This window comes from Pseudomonas sp. SWRI81, assembly GCF_014268545.1.
GTDB classification, from domain to species: Bacteria; Pseudomonadota; Gammaproteobacteria; order Pseudomonadales; family Pseudomonadaceae; genus Aquipseudomonas; species Aquipseudomonas hamedanensis.
Window position 1 is genome coordinate 15,365 of the sequence record NZ_JABWQS010000010.1, and the last position, 15,840, is coordinate 31,204.

9 protein-coding genes are annotated in these 15,840 nt (G+C 59.6%); 7 read left to right on the plus strand and 2 right to left on the minus strand.

Annotated features, from left to right (window positions below; all coding sequences use genetic code 11):
- Positions 1-67: 67 nt before the first annotated feature.
- The 4 genes from HU765_RS08855 (at position 68) to HU765_RS08870 (ending at position 8,310) form a co-directional block, all read left to right on the plus strand.
- Entirely contained in the window at positions 68-1,750 is a 1,683-nt protein-coding gene (locus HU765_RS08855; protein ID WP_186619798.1) for a fatty acid--CoA ligase, read from the plus strand.
- Between the two features lie 337 nt (positions 1,751-2,087).
- Entirely contained in the window at positions 2,088-3,977 is a 1,890-nt protein-coding gene (locus HU765_RS08860; RefSeq protein WP_186619799.1) for a DUF1302 domain-containing protein, read from the plus strand.
- A 27-nt stretch (positions 3,978-4,004) separates the two neighbouring features.
- Positions 4,005-5,369: a DUF1329 domain-containing protein gene (locus tag HU765_RS08865; protein ID WP_186619800.1), complete on the plus strand. Its 1,365-nt coding sequence runs from the start codon at positions 4,005-4,007 to the stop codon at positions 5,367-5,369.
- A gap of 205 nt (positions 5,370-5,574) precedes the next feature.
- A complete protein-coding gene (locus HU765_RS08870; protein WP_186619801.1) occupies positions 5,575-8,310 on the plus strand; it encodes a LuxR C-terminal-related transcriptional regulator in 2,736 nt (911 codons plus the stop codon).
- A gap of 89 nt (positions 8,311-8,399) precedes the next feature.
- On the opposite strand, the gene HU765_RS08875 is transcribed toward HU765_RS08870, so the two are convergent.
- Complete coding sequence (locus HU765_RS08875) at positions 8,400-12,701, minus strand: M10 family metallopeptidase (RefSeq protein ID WP_186619802.1); 4,302 nt, start codon at positions 12,699-12,701, stop codon at positions 8,400-8,402.
- Between the two features lie 201 nt (positions 12,702-12,902).
- Here HU765_RS08875 and HU765_RS08880 point away from each other — a divergent pair, with 201 nt between their 5' ends.
- On the plus strand, positions 12,903-13,547 hold the full coding sequence (locus HU765_RS08880; RefSeq protein WP_186619803.1) for an MBL fold metallo-hydrolase: 645 nt from the start codon (positions 12,903-12,905) through the stop codon (positions 13,545-13,547).
- Between the two features lie 117 nt (positions 13,548-13,664).
- Positions 13,665-14,399, plus strand: a complete 735-nt coding sequence (locus HU765_RS08885) for an OmpA family protein (RefSeq protein WP_186619804.1) — start codon at positions 13,665-13,667, stop codon at positions 14,397-14,399.
- 224 nt (positions 14,400-14,623) lie between these two features.
- Here the strand turns inward: HU765_RS08885 and HU765_RS08890 are convergent, their stop codons facing one another.
- Entirely contained in the window at positions 14,624-15,058 is a 435-nt protein-coding gene (locus HU765_RS08890) for a DUF1043 family protein (protein WP_016773251.1), read from the minus strand.
- A 144-nt stretch (positions 15,059-15,202) separates the two neighbouring features.
- Here HU765_RS08890 and HU765_RS08895 point away from each other — a divergent pair, with 144 nt between their 5' ends.
- Positions 15,203-15,832 (plus strand): alpha/beta fold hydrolase, encoded by a 630-nt coding sequence (locus HU765_RS08895; RefSeq protein ID WP_186619893.1) that lies wholly within the window; start codon positions 15,203-15,205, stop codon positions 15,830-15,832.
- Positions 15,833-15,840: the final 8 nt, after the last annotated feature.

The following is a 15,840-nucleotide window of genomic DNA, read 5'->3' on the forward strand; positions in this document are numbered from 1 at the left end:
CGGTCACGCAGGCGCACTAGAGTACGAATCTCTCCGCCAACACCGTGCAGTCAGAAAAGGGATTCCTATGTTGCAGACTCGCGTCATTCCTCCGGCCGATGGGGCCTACCAGTATCCATTGCTGATCAAGCGGCTGCTGATGTCTGGCGCCCGTTATGAGAAAACCCGCGAGATCGTCTACCGTGACCAGTTGCGCTACAGCTACCCGACGCTGATCGAGCGCGTCGCTCGGCTGGCCAATGTGCTGACCGCTGCCGGGGTGAAGGCCGGTGACACCGTGGCGGTGATGGACTGGGACAGCCATCGTTATCTGGAGTGCATGTTCGCCATCCCGATGATCGGTGCGGTGATTCATACGATCAACGTGCGCCTGTCGCCCGAGCAGATTCTCTACACGATGAATCATGCCGAGGACCGCTTTGTGCTGGTCAACAGCGAGTTCGCCGGGCTGTATCAAGCCATTGCGCCGCACCTGACCACGGTCGAGAAAACCTTGCTGCTGACCGATCTGCCGGAGAAAACCGCTGACTTGCCGAACCTGGTCGGCGAGTACGAACAGCTACTGGCCGCGGCGAGCCCGCAGTATGACTTCGAGGATTTCGACGAAAACTCGGTCGCCACGACGTTCTACACCACAGGCACGACCGGTAACCCGAAAGGCGTTTATTTCACCCACCGGCAACTGGTGCTGCACACGATTGGCGTGGCGACGATCATGGGTTCGATCGACAGCGTGCGCCTGCTTGGCACCAACGATGTGTACATGCCGATCACGCCGATGTTTCACGTCCACGCCTGGGGTTTGCCGTACGTGGCGACGATGCTCGGCCTCAAGCAGGTGTATCCGGGGCGCTACGACCCGGAATATCTGGTGGCGCTGTGGCGCAAGGAGAAGGTCACGTTTTCCCACTGTGTGCCGACCATCCTGCAAATGCTGCTCAACGCCAAAGCCGCGCAAGACACCGATTTCGCCGGCTGGAAAATCGTCATTGGCGGCAGCGCGCTCAACCGCTCCCTGTATGAAAACGCCAAGGCCCGTGGCATTCAGCTGACGGCGGCCTATGGCATGTCGGAAACCGGGCCGTTGGTGTCCTGCGCCCATCTGAATGACGAGTTGATGGCCGGCAGCGAAGACGAACGCACCACCTACCGGATCAAGGCCGGCGTACCGGGACCGCTGGTGGAAGCGGCGATCGTCGACAGCGAGGGCAACTTTCTCCCGGCCGATGGCGAGACTCAAGGCGAACTGGTGCTGCGTGCGCCCTGGCTCACCGAAGGCTATTTCAACGAACCGCAGAAGGGCGCCGAACTCTGGTCCGGCGGCTGGCTGCACACCGGTGATGTGGCGACGCTCGACAGCATGGGCGTGATCGACATCCGCGACCGGATCAAGGACGTGATCAAGACCGGCGGCGAATGGATCTCCTCGCTGGACCTCGAAGACCTGATCAGCCGACACGCGGCGGTACGTGAAGTAGCAGTGGTGGGGATTGCCGATCCGCAGTGGGGCGAGCGGCCGTTTGCCTTGCTGGTGGTCCGTGAAGGCCATGTGATCGGTGCGCGGGAACTCAAGGAACACCTCAAGCCGTTCGTCGAGCTGGGGCACTTGAGCAAGTGGGCGATTCCGAGTCAGATCGCCCTTGTTACCGAAATTCCCAAGACCAGTGTCGGCAAGCTCGACAAGAAGCGCATCCGCCTCGACATCACCGAATGGCAGGCCAACAACAGCACCTTTCTGTCGACCCTCTGAGTACCTGCTGGCGCGCTGAAACCGGCGCGCCAGACCTCCCGAGCAAGCGCTTGGCTTGTGAAATCGAAAAAATCAGCCATCCTTGCCCTGCCGACCTGTGTCGGACTGGCGAAAGGACTGTTCCAGAGTGGTTGGCTGCTGCAAATCACACTTTAGAGGGATCAAGCAGTACCCCCTGCTGGCTATAGTCCGCTCAAGGACTTTTTAAGAACGGAGCACACGCACTGATCGGGGCGAGCAACTCTGGAGGTATTACGGGCAGCCCTGGCGCCCGGCCCTTCACAGCGTTTTTAAAAGTACTCACTGCCATAACAATAATGCACATGGAGTAGCGTCGATGACCTCAGTAAACCAGTTCTGGCGCCGGGCGAAACTGCCTCTGGCGGTCAGTCTTGCCTCCTCGCTCGCCGGGCCTGCATTCGGCGTCAGCTTCAACGTCGGTGAAATCGAAGGCCAGTTCGACTCGTCCCTGTCGATCGGTGCCAGTTGGTCTACTCAGAGCCCGAACAAGAACCTTATCGGCGTCAACAACGGCGGCCATGGCCTGTCGCAGACCTCCGATGACGGTCACGCCAACTTCAAGAGCGGCGAAACCTTTTCGAAAATCTTCAAGGGCATCCATGACCTTGAATTGAAATACGGCGACACCGGCGTGTTCGTCCGTGGCAAATACTGGTACGACTTCGAACTCAAGGACGAAAGCCGTCAGTTCAAGGACATCAGCGACAGCAACCGCAAGGAAGGCGCCAAGTCCTCCGGCGGGCAGATTCTCGACGCCTTCGTCTACCACAATTACTCGATTGCCGATCAGCCGGGCTCCGTGCGTCTGGGCAAGCAAGTGGTGAGCTGGGGTGAAAGTACCTTCATTGGCGGTGGCATCAACTCGATCAACCCGATCGACGTCTCCGCGTTCCGTCGTCCTGGCGCCGAGATCAAGGAAGGCCTGATTCCGGTCAACATGTTCTACGTCTCGCAGAGCCTGACCGACAACCTCTCGGCCGAAGCGTTCTACCAGCTGGAATGGGACCAGACTGTCGTCGACAATTGCGGCACGTTCTTCTCGCAGCCAGACATCATTGCCGACGGTTGCGACAACAACCTGCGCGTGCTGAACAAGCGTTCGCAGATTCCGGCCATTGCCCTTGGGCCGTTGGCGGGCGCCGGCGTCGATGTCAACCAGGAAGGCGTGCTGGTGCGTCGCGGTCCGGACCGCGATGCCCGTGACAGCGGCCAGTACGGCGTGTCGTTCAAGTACATGTACGAACCGCTGGACACCGAGTTCGGCGCCTACTTCATGAACTACCACAGCCGTGCGCCGATCTTCAGCGCAACCGGTGCGCCGCAGTCGGTCTACAACACCGCTGCCTCGCTGCCAGGGCCTTTCGCCGCGCTCGCGCCATTGCTGGTGGCGGGCAACTCGCAGTACTTCGTTGAATACCCTGAAGACATCCGCCTCTACGGTTTGAGCTTCTCGACCACCCTGCCTACCGGTACGGCATGGAGCGGTGAGATCAGCTACCGTCCGAATGCGCCGGTGCAACTGAACTCCACCGACATCCTGTTCGCCGGCGTGCGCCCACTGGGCGGCGCGCTGACCAACGCTTCGCTGCTCACGGGCGTGCCGGGTCAGGATCTGCACGGCTACGAGCGCAAGGAAATCACCCAGCTGCAAACGACCTTCACGCACTTCTTCGATCAGGTCATGGGCGCCAGTCGTCTGACCCTCGTCGGCGAAGTCGGCGCGACGTATGTCGGCGGGCTGGAAAGCCGCTCCGAGAAGCGTTACGGCCGCGATCCGGTCTATGGCCCGGGTGAGTTGCCGGCCACCGGCACTGCCAACACCTGCGCCAACATCCTCAACGCCAGCACCATCAACGGCGCAGGCCCCGGTTCACCGCAGAACAACCGCAGCCGCAATTGCGACAACGATGGCTTCACCACGTCGATGTCCTGGGGTTATCGCGGTCGGGCCATCTGGGATTACAACGACGTGTTCGCCGGCGTGAACCTCAGACCCAACGTGGCCTGGTCCCATGACGTCAGCGGTTACTCGCCAGGCCCTGGCGGCAACTTCGAGGAAGGTCGCAAGGCGGTCAGCCTCGGCGTCGATGCCGAATACCAGAACACCTATACCGCGAGCCTGGCCTACACCAATTTCTTCGACGGCAAGTACACCACCGTGGATGACCGCGACTTCGTGGCCCTCAGCTTCGGCGTGAACTTCTAAGCACTGCATTTCAGGACGAACACACATATGAAAATAACAAAGAGCCTGTTCCACGCCGGTGTATTGGGCCTGTCGCTGCTGGCGACCGGCGTCATGGCCGCGGTACCTGCTGCCGAAGCCGACAAGCTGGGCAAAAGCCTGACGCCAATGGGCGCGGAAATGGCCGGCAACGCTGACGGTTCGATTCCAGCCTGGAAACCGATGGCGAAGAACGCCGGCAGCGTCGACAGCAAGGGCTTCCTGTCCAACCCTTACGCCAGTGAGCAACCGCTGTTCACCATCACCGCCAAGGACGTCGACAAGTACAAAGACAAACTTGCCCCGGGTCAGTACGCGATGTTCAAGCGCTACCCGGAAACCTTCAAGATGCCGGTCTATCCGTCCCATCGCGGTGCCACCGTGCCGGATGCGGTGTTCGCCGCCATCAAGAAGAACGCCACGACCACCAATCTGGTGTCCGGCGGCAACGGTCTGGAAAACTTCGACACTGCCGTGCCGTTCCCGATTCCGAAAACCGGCGTGGAAGTGATCTGGAACCACATCACCCGCTATCGCGGTGGCAGCGTGACTCGTCTGGTGACCCAGGCCACGCCACAGCCGAACGGCTCGTACAGCCTGGTGTACTTCCAGGATCAGTTCGTGTTCCGCGACAAGATGAAGGACTACGACCCGGCGAACCCGGGCAACATCCTGTTCTACTTCAAGCAGAAAGTGACCGCACCGGCGCGTCTGGCCGGCGGTGTACTGCTGGTGCACGAAACCCTCGATCAGGTCAAAGAGCCACGTTCGGCGTGGGTCTACAACGCCGGTCAGCGCCGTGTGCGCCGCGCACCGCAAGTGTCGTATGACGGCCCGGGTACTGCTGCCGACGGCCTGCGTACCTCGGACAACCTCGACATGTACAACGGTGCGCCGGATCGTTACGACTGGAAACTCGTAGGCAAGAAAGAGATGTACATCGCCTCCGACAGCTACAAACTCGACGATCCGAAACTGAAATACGCCGACATCATCAAGGCCGGCCACATCAACCAGGATCTGGCGCGTTACGAGTTGCGCCGCGTCTGGCACGTGACGGCGACGCTGAAGGAAGGTCAGCGCCACATCTACGCCAAGCGTGATTTCTACATCGATGAAGACACCTGGCAAGCGGCAGTGATCGACCACTACGACGGTCGTGGTCAACTGTGGCGCGTGGCCGAGGCGCATGCCGAGAACTACTACGACAAGCAAGTGCCGTGGTACGCCCTCGAAACTCTCTATGACTTGCAGTCCGGCCGCTATCTGGCACTGGGCATGAAGAACGAAGAGAAGAGTGCGTATGACTTTGGCTTCACCGCCACCACCGGCGATTTCACTCCGGCCGCTCTGCGTCAGGACGGTGTTCGCTAAACCGCGATAAACCCGAGGCCGCACCCTCGCGAAACGCCCCGACTGGTTCGGGGCGTTTTTTTGCGTGCGGTTTTGCGCTGACCTGTGCACATCTCTTGTAGCCTTTTTGTAGCCATTTGTAGCAGCGACCTTCATTCCCTCTGCGTTTAAGGCTAGTCTGCGGACATCTGCAACGCCGCCAATAGCATTCAAACAAGAGCCGGCCATGACTGATCTGTCCCCGCTTCCGGGTCCTGCAAGCATTACCGTCGCCGCACTGGACGGGCGTTTTTTTCGCCCGCCACTGCCTGACGGCTATGTGCTGCGGCCGCGTCTGTGCGAACGCCTTCAAGCCGGGCTCGGTGGTCGGCTGTTGCTGGTCAGTGCCCCGGCCGGGTTCGGCAAGAGTTCGCTGGCGGTGGAGTTCTGTCAGAGTCTGCCGGCGCAATGGCAAAGCCTCTGGCTGGGCCTGAGTCCGCGTGACAGTGATCCCGGGCGTTTTCTCGAGCGCTTGCTCGAAGGTCTTCAGGACTATTTTCCAGCCCTGGGCGCCGGCGCCCTCGGCCTGTTGAAAATGCGTCAGCGCCATCAGCCGTTTGCTTTCGAAGAGTGGCTGGACGGTCTGCTGGATGAGTTGGCGCTGCAACTCGATCCTGCCGCGCCGTTGCTGCTGGTCCTCGACGATTACCACCTTGCCCAAGGCCCGGTGCTTGATCGTTGCCTGCAATTTTTCCTCAATCATTTGCCCGATGGCTTGCTGGTCATGGTCACCAGCCGGCAGCGCCCGGACTGGCATCTGGCGCGTTTGCGCCTGTCGCGCCAGTTGCTCGAACTGCACGAACAGGATTTACGCCTGACCCACGACGAAGCCCTGACCTTGCTTGACCGCCACAGCAGCTCACTGCGCGGTGAAGCATTGGAGAACCTGATCCAGCGCAGCGAAGGCTGGGTCGCCGGGCTGCGCTTCTGGTTGCTGGCGGTGTCCGAGGCGGGCAACGATGCCGCGCTGCCGCAAGCGCTGAATGGCGGGGAAGGGCTGATACGCGATTATCTGCTCGAGGAAGTCATCGATTGCCTGCCCGTCGAAGTGCAATCGTTTCTCTACGAAACCGCACCGCAGGAACGCTTTTGCAGCGAACTCTGTGACGCGGTGCGCGAAGCCCATGACAGCGCCGAGATCCTGCGCTTTCTGCTGGCCCATCAAGTGTTTCTGGTGCCACTGGACGAGCACGGTCACTGGTATCGCTACCATCATCTGTTCTCGGATCTGTTGCGCAGCCGGCCGATCGCGCAGGCGATGGTGCCTACCGCCACTCTGCATTTGCGTGCCTGTCGCTGGTTCAACGCGCAGGGTTTGCTCGACGAAGCCGTGGAGCAGGCACTGCGCGCCGGGCACCTCGATGTGGCGGCGAATCTGGTGCAGAACCTGTCCGAGGAACAACTGCTCGCCGAGCAGAACGTCGGCATGCTGCTGCGCTGGAAAATGGACTTGCCCGACAGCCTGCTTATCAGCACGCCACGGCTGATCGTGCTCTACAGTTGGGCGCTGGGGCTGGCGTGCCAGCTCGATGCTGCCGAAGAGTTGTCCAGCCACTTGAGCCGCTTCCTTCCGGCGCCTTCGGCCACGGCGCAGAAATCGATGCTGGCGCAATGGCTGGCGCTGAGCGGGATCATCGCTCGCGGGCGCGGCCACCGCGAGCTGACGCTGCGATATTGCACCGAAGCGCTGGAAAGCCTGCCGGCCAAGCGTTATGGCCAACGACTGATGTGTTTGTCGACGTTATCCAATCTGGCGATTGCCGACGGTGATCTGTGGCGCGCCCGGGGACTCAATCGCGAATCTCTTGAACTGGCACAGCGGGTCGGCAATCCGTTGTTCGAGGCACTGGCGCATTACGACCGCGCGCGGGTTTTGCAGTCGCGTGGCGAGATTCTGCGAGCGATGGATGAAGTGCATCAGGGGCTGGAGCGCTTGCGCGATCTGTCGCCGCAGCGATTGTACGCAGTGCGCGCGCGCCTGACGCTGTACGAAGGCTTTCTGTTGGCGATGCGCTTGCAGCCCCAGGCCGCGCGCGTGCGACTGCTGGCTGGAATCGCTGAGGCGCGCGCCTGTCGAGATATCAGCGTATTGATCGGGCACTGCGTCATCGCCCGCCTCGACGGTGCCAGCGGCGAGTTCGCCAAGGCTTTTGCCGAGCTCGCCGAAGCCGAGCGGCTGATGCACATCTGGGACGTGCCACCGATCTACTATCTGGCGATGATCACTCTGGTCAAATGTGAGCTGTGGCTGGCGCAGGGGCGTACCGATCTCGCCGAAGCGTGGCTCGCTCGGCTGGGGCAGACCTATACCGGCGAACGTGCCGCCGCACCGCCGGAGTTCCATCCACAGCTACCCTTGCATGTGGAACTGCAACAAGCGCTGCTGGATATGATTCAGGGGCAACCGATGCTCGCCGAAGGACGGCTGAACGTATTGCATGAAAACGGTCAACAGACCGGGCGGCAGTTGCTCAGTGTGATGGCGCTGACGCAGAAAGTCGCGTTGTTGCTGGCGGGTGGGCGTGAACCGGAGGCGCGCCGGGCATTGAACCAGGCCCTGGAAGCTGCGAGCGGAGGCGTGCTGCAGCCTTTTGACGCGTTGATCAACACGCATGCCGATTGGTTGCGTGGGCAATTGGCGTCCATCGCTTCGGCGCCCGTCGGCCTGCAACTACTTGAGCGCATCCCGCTTGCTGCCGCCCGTGCGGCAGCGGAATGTTCGGCAGCAGAACAACTGAGCAGCCGTGAATTAGCGGTACTGCGGCTTATCGCCCAAGGGTGTTCGAATCAGGAAATCAGTGAGCAGTTGTTCATTTCGCTGCACACGGTGAAAACCCATGCCAGTCACATCAACAGCAAACTTGGCGTCGAGCGGCGTACTCAGGCGGTGGCACGAGCCAAGGCAATGGGCGTTCTGAATTAGCCAAAAAACCCGACAAAAAAGCTCCGAACAAGCGGGGCTTTTTTGTCAGATACGGCCTGCCCGGCAGGCCGCGTGTCGCTGCTGCGAAGTCAGGCCACCAGATCGCTGGCGCCGAACGCGTTAACACCGACCAACTGGATTTCGAAGTCTGCCCCGGCGTTGCCCGTGACATTGCCCGACAGGACATGGTCGACGAAGCGCAATTGACCTGCACCCGTGAAATCAGCAGAACCGATGAAAGAGAAGCTATTGACGCCGCTCTGCAGCAGGTTGGCATCAAACATTCTCAAGTCGATCTTGTCGCCCTCCAAGCGGTTGAAGTCATTGATGACGTCGCTTGCAATGCCAATTCCCGTCTCGTTCAAGGCGCTGAAAACAAACTGGTCACTGCCGGTGCCACCGATCAGTGTGTCCTTGCCCCCGCCGCCCAGCAGGACGTCATTGCCAGCACCACCATCTAGCTGGTCGTTGCCTGCGCCGCCACTCAGTTGGTTTGCACCGCCATTGCCGAACAGCTTGTTGCTCTGGTCGTTGCCGAGCACGTTGAAGGCGCCAGTGCCGAAGAGTCGTACGCTTTCCACGTTGAGCAAATTGCTCAAGTTCAGATCGACTACGTTGTTCCCAAAGGCATCGTACTGAATATTGAGCAAGTCGCGGCCTGGGTCATTACCTTCCTGTATCCCTGCCAACTCGGCCGCATTATCCAGATTGTAGGTGTCGTTGCCGGCGCCACCGATCATCGTGTCGATGCCGGTGCCACCGTCAAGCACGTTGTTGCCGTCATTCCCCGTCAGCACGTTATTGAGTTCGTTACCGGTCAGGTTGATTGCTGCATTGCCCTGCAACAAGCCGTCTTCGACGTTATCGGCAAGTGTGTAACTCACGGAAGTCTTGACCAGGTCGTGACCACCCCATGGGTTTTCGCTGACGGTGTCGTTGGCATTATCGACCACATAGATGTCATCACCATCGCCGCCGCTCATTGAGTCCGCACCGCCACCGCCATCGAGCAAGTCGTTACCGTCCCCGCCGCTTATCGCGTTGTTGTCGGCATTGCCAAACAGTTTGTTGTCCAGGGCGTTACCCCAGATCGTGAAGGCACCTGCACCGTCGATTCGAACGCTTTCCACATTTACCAGCCCGGACATGCCAAGGCTGATGAACCCGCCCTGCCGGTCAGTCGAGAAATTGACAACCAACAAATCTCGCCCGCCGTCCGCCGTTTCCGTTATCCGCGACAGCTCGAAGGACTCATCGACGATATAGGTATCGTTGCCTGCGCCACCCTGCATGGTATCGACGCCAGCGCCGCCGTTGAGGATGTTGTTGCCGTCGTTGCCGATCAACACGTTGTCCAGTTCGTTACCGGTCAGGTTGAGTGCTGAGCTGCCCAGCAATTGAGCATCTTCCAGGTTGGCACCCAAGGTGTAGCTGATCCACGATTTGACCTGGTCACGACCTTCGTCCGCCAGTTCGACGATGACGTCGCCGACATTGTCAATGACGTAGGAGTCGTCACCCGCACCGCCTGTCAGCGTGTCGATCCCTGCGCCACCGTCCAGCGTATTGGCATCGGCATTGCCAAACAATTTGTTAGCCAGGGCGTTGCCGGTCACGGTAAACGCACCGGCACCGTTGAGGCGCACGCTCTCGACGTTTTGCAGGTTGGCCTGGGACAGATCAATCAAGTCGTTCTGTGAGGCGTTGTACTGGATGTCCAGCAGGTCCCGGCCTGTCTCGTCCGCTTCCTGAATCAGTGCAAGCTCCTGAGCCTGGTCGAGAATGTACGTGTCGTTACCACTGCCACCGATCAGGGTGTCGATGCCGGCACCACCGCTGAGGGTGTCGTTACCTGCGCCGCCGCTGAGGATGTTATTGGCCTCATTACCGGTCAGAACGTTGTTCTGTTCGTTGCCGGTCAGGTTGATGGCAGTGCTGCCCAGCAGTTGGCCGTCCTCCAGGTTGGCGCCCAGGATATAGCTGACCGACGTTCTGACCAGGTCGCGGCCGTCGCCCGCCAGTTCAACGACGATGTCACCGGCGTTGTCGACCACGTATGTATCATCGCCTGCGCCGCCGGTGAGGGTGTCCGTTCCGGCGCCGCCATCCAGAACGTTGGCTTGCGCGTTGCCGAACAGTTTGTTGTCCAGAGCATTGCCGAGCAGGCTGAAGGCCCCGGTGCTGTTGACCCGCACGCTCTCCACGTTCAGCAGGTTGCTTTGGTTCAGATCGACCACGCTGTTCTGTGTCGCGTCGTAATAGATGTTCAGCAGGTCGCGGCCCGTGTCGCTGTCTTCTTGCACGAGCGCCAGCTCAGCCGCCAGATCCAGGTTGTAAGTGTCGTTGCCGGCGCCCCCGATCATGGTGTCGATGCCGCCACCGCCGTTGAGGATGTTGTTGCCGGCATTACCGGTCAGTACGTTATTGAGACCATTGCCGGTCAGGTTGAGCGCGGCGTCTCCCGTCAGTTGGCCGTCTTCAATATTGGCACCCAGGGCGTAGTTGATCGAGGCGATAATCTTGTCGCGGCCCTCACCAGCGAGCTCGACGATGATGTCGCCGTAGTTGTCGACTACGTAGGTGTCATCGCCAGCGCCACCGGTGAGGGTATCGACACCACCGCCGCCATCGATCCAGTCATTGCCGGCATTGCCAAAAATTTTGTTGTCGAGGGCGTTACCGAGCAGGGCAAACGCTCCCTCACCGTTAATCCGGACACTTTCCACGTTGACCAGGTTGGCCTGGTTCAGGTCGACGGTATTGGTCGAGGGCCCTGCTGCGTAGTTGATCATCAACAAATCGCGGCCCGGTTCGTTGTTCTCTTGCAGGAGCGCCAGTTCGGCTACCTGATCCAGGTTGTAGGTATCGTTGCCTGCGCCACCGATCATGGTGTCGAGGCCGCCACCACCGTTGAGGACGTTGTTGCCAGCATTCCCGGTCAGCACGTTGTCGAGGTCGTTGCCGCTCAGATCAAGCGCAGCGTTACCCTGCAGTTGCCCGTCTTCAATGTTAGCGCCGAGTGCGTAACTGAGGGAGGTCACGAGTTTGTCGCGGCCTTCGCCGGCGAGCTCGACAACGACGTCACCGTAGTTTTCAACCACGTAAGTGTCATCGCCCGTGCCGCCGGTGAGTGTGTCGGCGCCCAGGCCACCATCAATCCAGTCATTGCCGGTGTTACCGAACAGCTTGTTGTCCTGTGCATTACCCAGCAGGGCAAAAGCACCGGTGCCGGTGACCCGCACGCTTTCCACATTGACCAGCGTGTCCATGTTCAAATCAACGACGTTGCTCTGCGCGCCGGCGGCGTAGGTAATCGTCAGCAAGTCGCGGCCTTCATTGACGCGTTCGCCAATCCATGCAAGTTCACTTGCATTATCGAGAACGTACGTGTCATTGCCCGCGCCGCCGACCATGGCGTCCATGCCGCCGGCACCATTGAGAACGTTGTCCAGGGCGTTGCCGATCAGTATGTCGTCGAAGTTGGACCCGATGGCATTTTCTATCTTGGCGCCAAACGCAATCGACAGGCCATCATTGACCAGAAAGCCGGTGTTGTAGTTGGAAAAAGCCTTGCCTATCGAGCTGTAGGCGCTTTCGTTGAGGTTGATGCCAACCGAGGTGAGCTGGTTGCTGGCATCGATCGTGTCGTTGCCGCCGGCATCCCAGATCGTTTCAAAAATTGACTGGTCGGCGTCCCATTTGTAAACGTTGTCGCCCGTCTGCCAAGCCATGTTGGCGCCATACAGGCTCTGGATCGCCAGGATGTCGAGCACCATTGGCGTCGTTGGCTGGTAGGAATAGTTACTGTTGTAGCTCATAACCGTGTAATGGACATCGTCCAGTGTCGGTTCAAGCAAGGTGCTGTTGGTTTTGCTGGTATCGAAAGGATGCTTGAGGCCCAGCGCATGACCGATTTCATGCACAAACGTCAGGTAGTCGTAGGACCCCTTCGACGGATTCGGGTCATTGGTTTGCGGGCCGATCCAAACGTCGCCGGCCACCGGTGAGTTCGCCGGGAAATAAGCCCATGCGGCCGTCTTGTCGTCCATCAAGCGGTAACCACCGAAGCGCAGGTCACCCACATTGGTCAAGGTATCGCTGGTCAATGTGAAGTTGATGTTGGCGACGGCACTCCACGCTCCCAGAGCCTGAATCACCGAGCTCTGTTGGCCCTGTGTCAGAGCGTATAGCGCGTTGTATTCATTATCAGGGCTATAGTTGGTAACGAAATACGAAGTATTCGGCGCCATAAAGCTATAGCTCAGATTGGTTGGCCCAAACTGGCTCCAGTTGGAACCCAACCAATAAGTGCCTGAAAGCAGACTGTCGACGATTGCGACGCCAGTCAGTGATGAAGGCATGCTGGGGGAATAAGTACTCGGCGAAGGCATAGGATTTTCCTGAGTGCGCTGCGGCCCTTCCTGTGTGCGACCGCTACAAAAAATGCGATTTTGCACCAGCGCTGAATAATTTGACATCATTTGGCCATCATTTTCTGATCGATGGCGCCAAATATCTGACCTGAACAGCTTTTATCGACCTTTGCAGTAGAATCGTGAGCACCTGCCATTCGCCGTTTGTCGAGGATATTCATGTCCGGCACCACTCTTGCGCTTATCCGCGAAACCTTCCCCGTTGGCCCCCTGCAATGCAACTGCACCATCATCGGCGACCCGATCACAAAGAAAGCCATTGTCGTCGACCCAGGCGGCAACCCCGATCTGATCATGGCGCGCCTCGATGCCCATGGTCTGAAGGTCGTCAGCATCATCCACACGCATGCGCATCTGGATCACTTCCTCGCTTCCGGGCAGATGAAAGAAAAAACCGGCGCAACCCTGCATTTGCACAAGGACGACCAGTTCCTCTGGGACAACCTCGAGATGCAATGCCAGATGTTCGGCGTGCCATACACCCCGGTGCCAGCGCCGGACCGCTGGCTGAGCGACGATGAAGAGCTGGCCTGCGGTTGCGGCGTGGCAATTCACACGCCGGGACATACGCCCGGTTCCATGAGCTTTTGGTTTTCCGAGGCTAAGCTGTTGATAGCCGGCGACACGCTATTTCGTCGCGGGGTAGGGCGCACGGATTTGTGGGGCGGCGATCAAGCCACCATTGTGCGTTCGATCAAGCAGCGCCTGTACACGCTGGACGAGGACGCAACGGTCGTGACCGGGCATGGTCCCGATACGCGTCTGGGTGACGAGATGCGCGAAAACCCGTTTGTGCGGGCTTAAAAATTTCGTCACGAGTGTCGCGCGGAATTTTTGCGCATTGTCATGATCCAACGCCCGCGCAGGTCCATTAGCCAAGTGGCCGCTGCACCATAGAATGCAAAAAACCAGGAGCTCTCCATGTTCACCACGCGTCGTTTGATTATTGTCGCTACTGCCGTGGCCTTGCTGTCCGGCTGCGCCTCGCCCAACCCGTATGACAATCAGGGTCAGGCCGACGGTGGCTCGCAAGGCATGAGCAAAACCGCCAAATACGGCGGCCTCGGTGCGCTGGCCGGTGCACTCGCCGGCGCCGCCATCGGCCACGACAACCGTGGCAAGGGCGCCCTGATCGGTGCGGCTGTCGTCGGTGCCTCCGCTGCCGGTTACGGCTATTACGCCGACCAGCAGGAAAAGAAGCTGCGCGCGAGCATGGCCAACACCGGTGTTGAAGTGCAGCGTCAGGGCGATCAGATCAAGCTGATCATGCCGGGCAACATCACCTTCGCCACCGATTCGGCGAACATTGCCCCGAGCTTCTACCAGCCGCTGAACAACCTGGCCAACTCGCTGAAAGAGTTCAACCAGAACCAGATCGAAATCGTCGGCTACACCGACAGCACCGGCAGCCGCCAGCACAACATGGATCTGTCTCAGCGTCGGGCGCAGAGCGTGGCGACCTACCTGACCTCGCAAGGCGTCAGCGGTGCCAACCTGTCGGCCCGTGGTGCCGGTCCGGATAATCCGATTGCCAGCAACAGTGACGTCAATGGCCGCGCGCAGAACCGCCGGGTCGAGGTCAATCTGAAGGCGATTCCGGGCCAGCAATATGGTGGTCAACAGCAACAGCCGGGTACGGTTCAGCAGTATCCGTAAGCGATTGTCTGAATGAAGAAATGCCCGGTCTTGTGATCGGGCATTTTTTTTGTGGTGTCGCTGCCGGCCTATCGCGAGCAGGCTCACTCCTACAGGGGAACGCATTTCAAACTGTAGGAGTGAGCCTGCTCGCGATGAGGGCCTGACAGGCACCGAAGAACCAGGCACAAAAAAGCCCCCTGACAACACATTTGTCCGGGGGCTTTTTTATCAGCGAAGGCTGACTACTTCTTCAAACCGTAATGCTCATCGAGCATGCCCGGTGAGTTCGGGCTCTTCGGCGCATAATCACGCGGCGGTTCCTGATCACGCGGTGGCGTCAGGCGTTCACGCGGTGCCTGCGCGGCGTCGGCGTGCAGTGCGGCGATCAGGCGCTGGCGGGTCTGCTCGTCCAGGGCCAGACGGTTGGCGCCCTCGGCGAGATGATCCTGCACTTCCTGATAACTCTGGGTCAGCTTCTTGACCAGCATCGCCGTGCTGTTGAAGTGGGTGACCACCTCGTTTTGATAACTGTCGAAACGCTCCTGGATATCATCCAGTTGACGCTGCGTACGGCTCGGTGCGGCGTTCGGCGCAACGCGCGCGATCAGGAATCCAATGGCGACACCCACAACCAGGGCAAGAGTCGGTAACAACCAAACTAAGAGCGAGTGTTCCACGAGTCCTTCCTCTATAAACGGCTTTGCTTTACGTTAACGGCTCGAACCTGCGCTGTATACCGCGATTCACTCGCAATAGATTGGCACAGACAATTTGCTAGACGAGTCGACCCGATTCGAGGTCACGGAGTTCCTCCCTTGCTGATGCGTGAAACCCCTGTAGTAATTGACGGCCCAGTCGGGCAAATCGAGGCTTTGTACCTGGAGACTGAGCAGCCACGCGGCATCGCGCTGATCTGCCATCCGAACCCGGTGCAAGGCGGCACCATGCTCAACAAGGTCGTCTCGACCCTTCAGCGCACCGCGCGTGATGCAGGCCTGATCACCTTGCGCTTCAACTATCGCGGCGTCGGCGCCAGCGAAGGTACGCACGACATGGGCAGCGGTGAAGTCGACGACGCCCAGGCCGCCGCTGCCTGGCTGCGGGAAAAACACCCGGACTTGCCGCTGACCCTGTTCGGTTTTTCCTTCGGCGGATTTGTTGCAGCAAGTCTCGGCGGCCGTCTCGAAGCGCAAGGCGTGCAGCTTGAGCACTTGTTCATGGTCGCCCCGGCGGTGATGCGACTGGGCGAGCAGGATCAGCTGCCGCAGCACGGCGAGTTGACGGTGATCCAGCCGGAAACCGACGAAGTCATCGATCCGCAGTTGGTCTATGACTGGTCGGAAAAACTCCAGCGCCCCCATGAGCTGCTGAAAGTGGCAGAATGCGGACACTTTTTTCACGGCAAGCTGACTGATCTCAAGGATCTTCTGCTGCCGCGTCTCTCGAATTGATTGCAGTC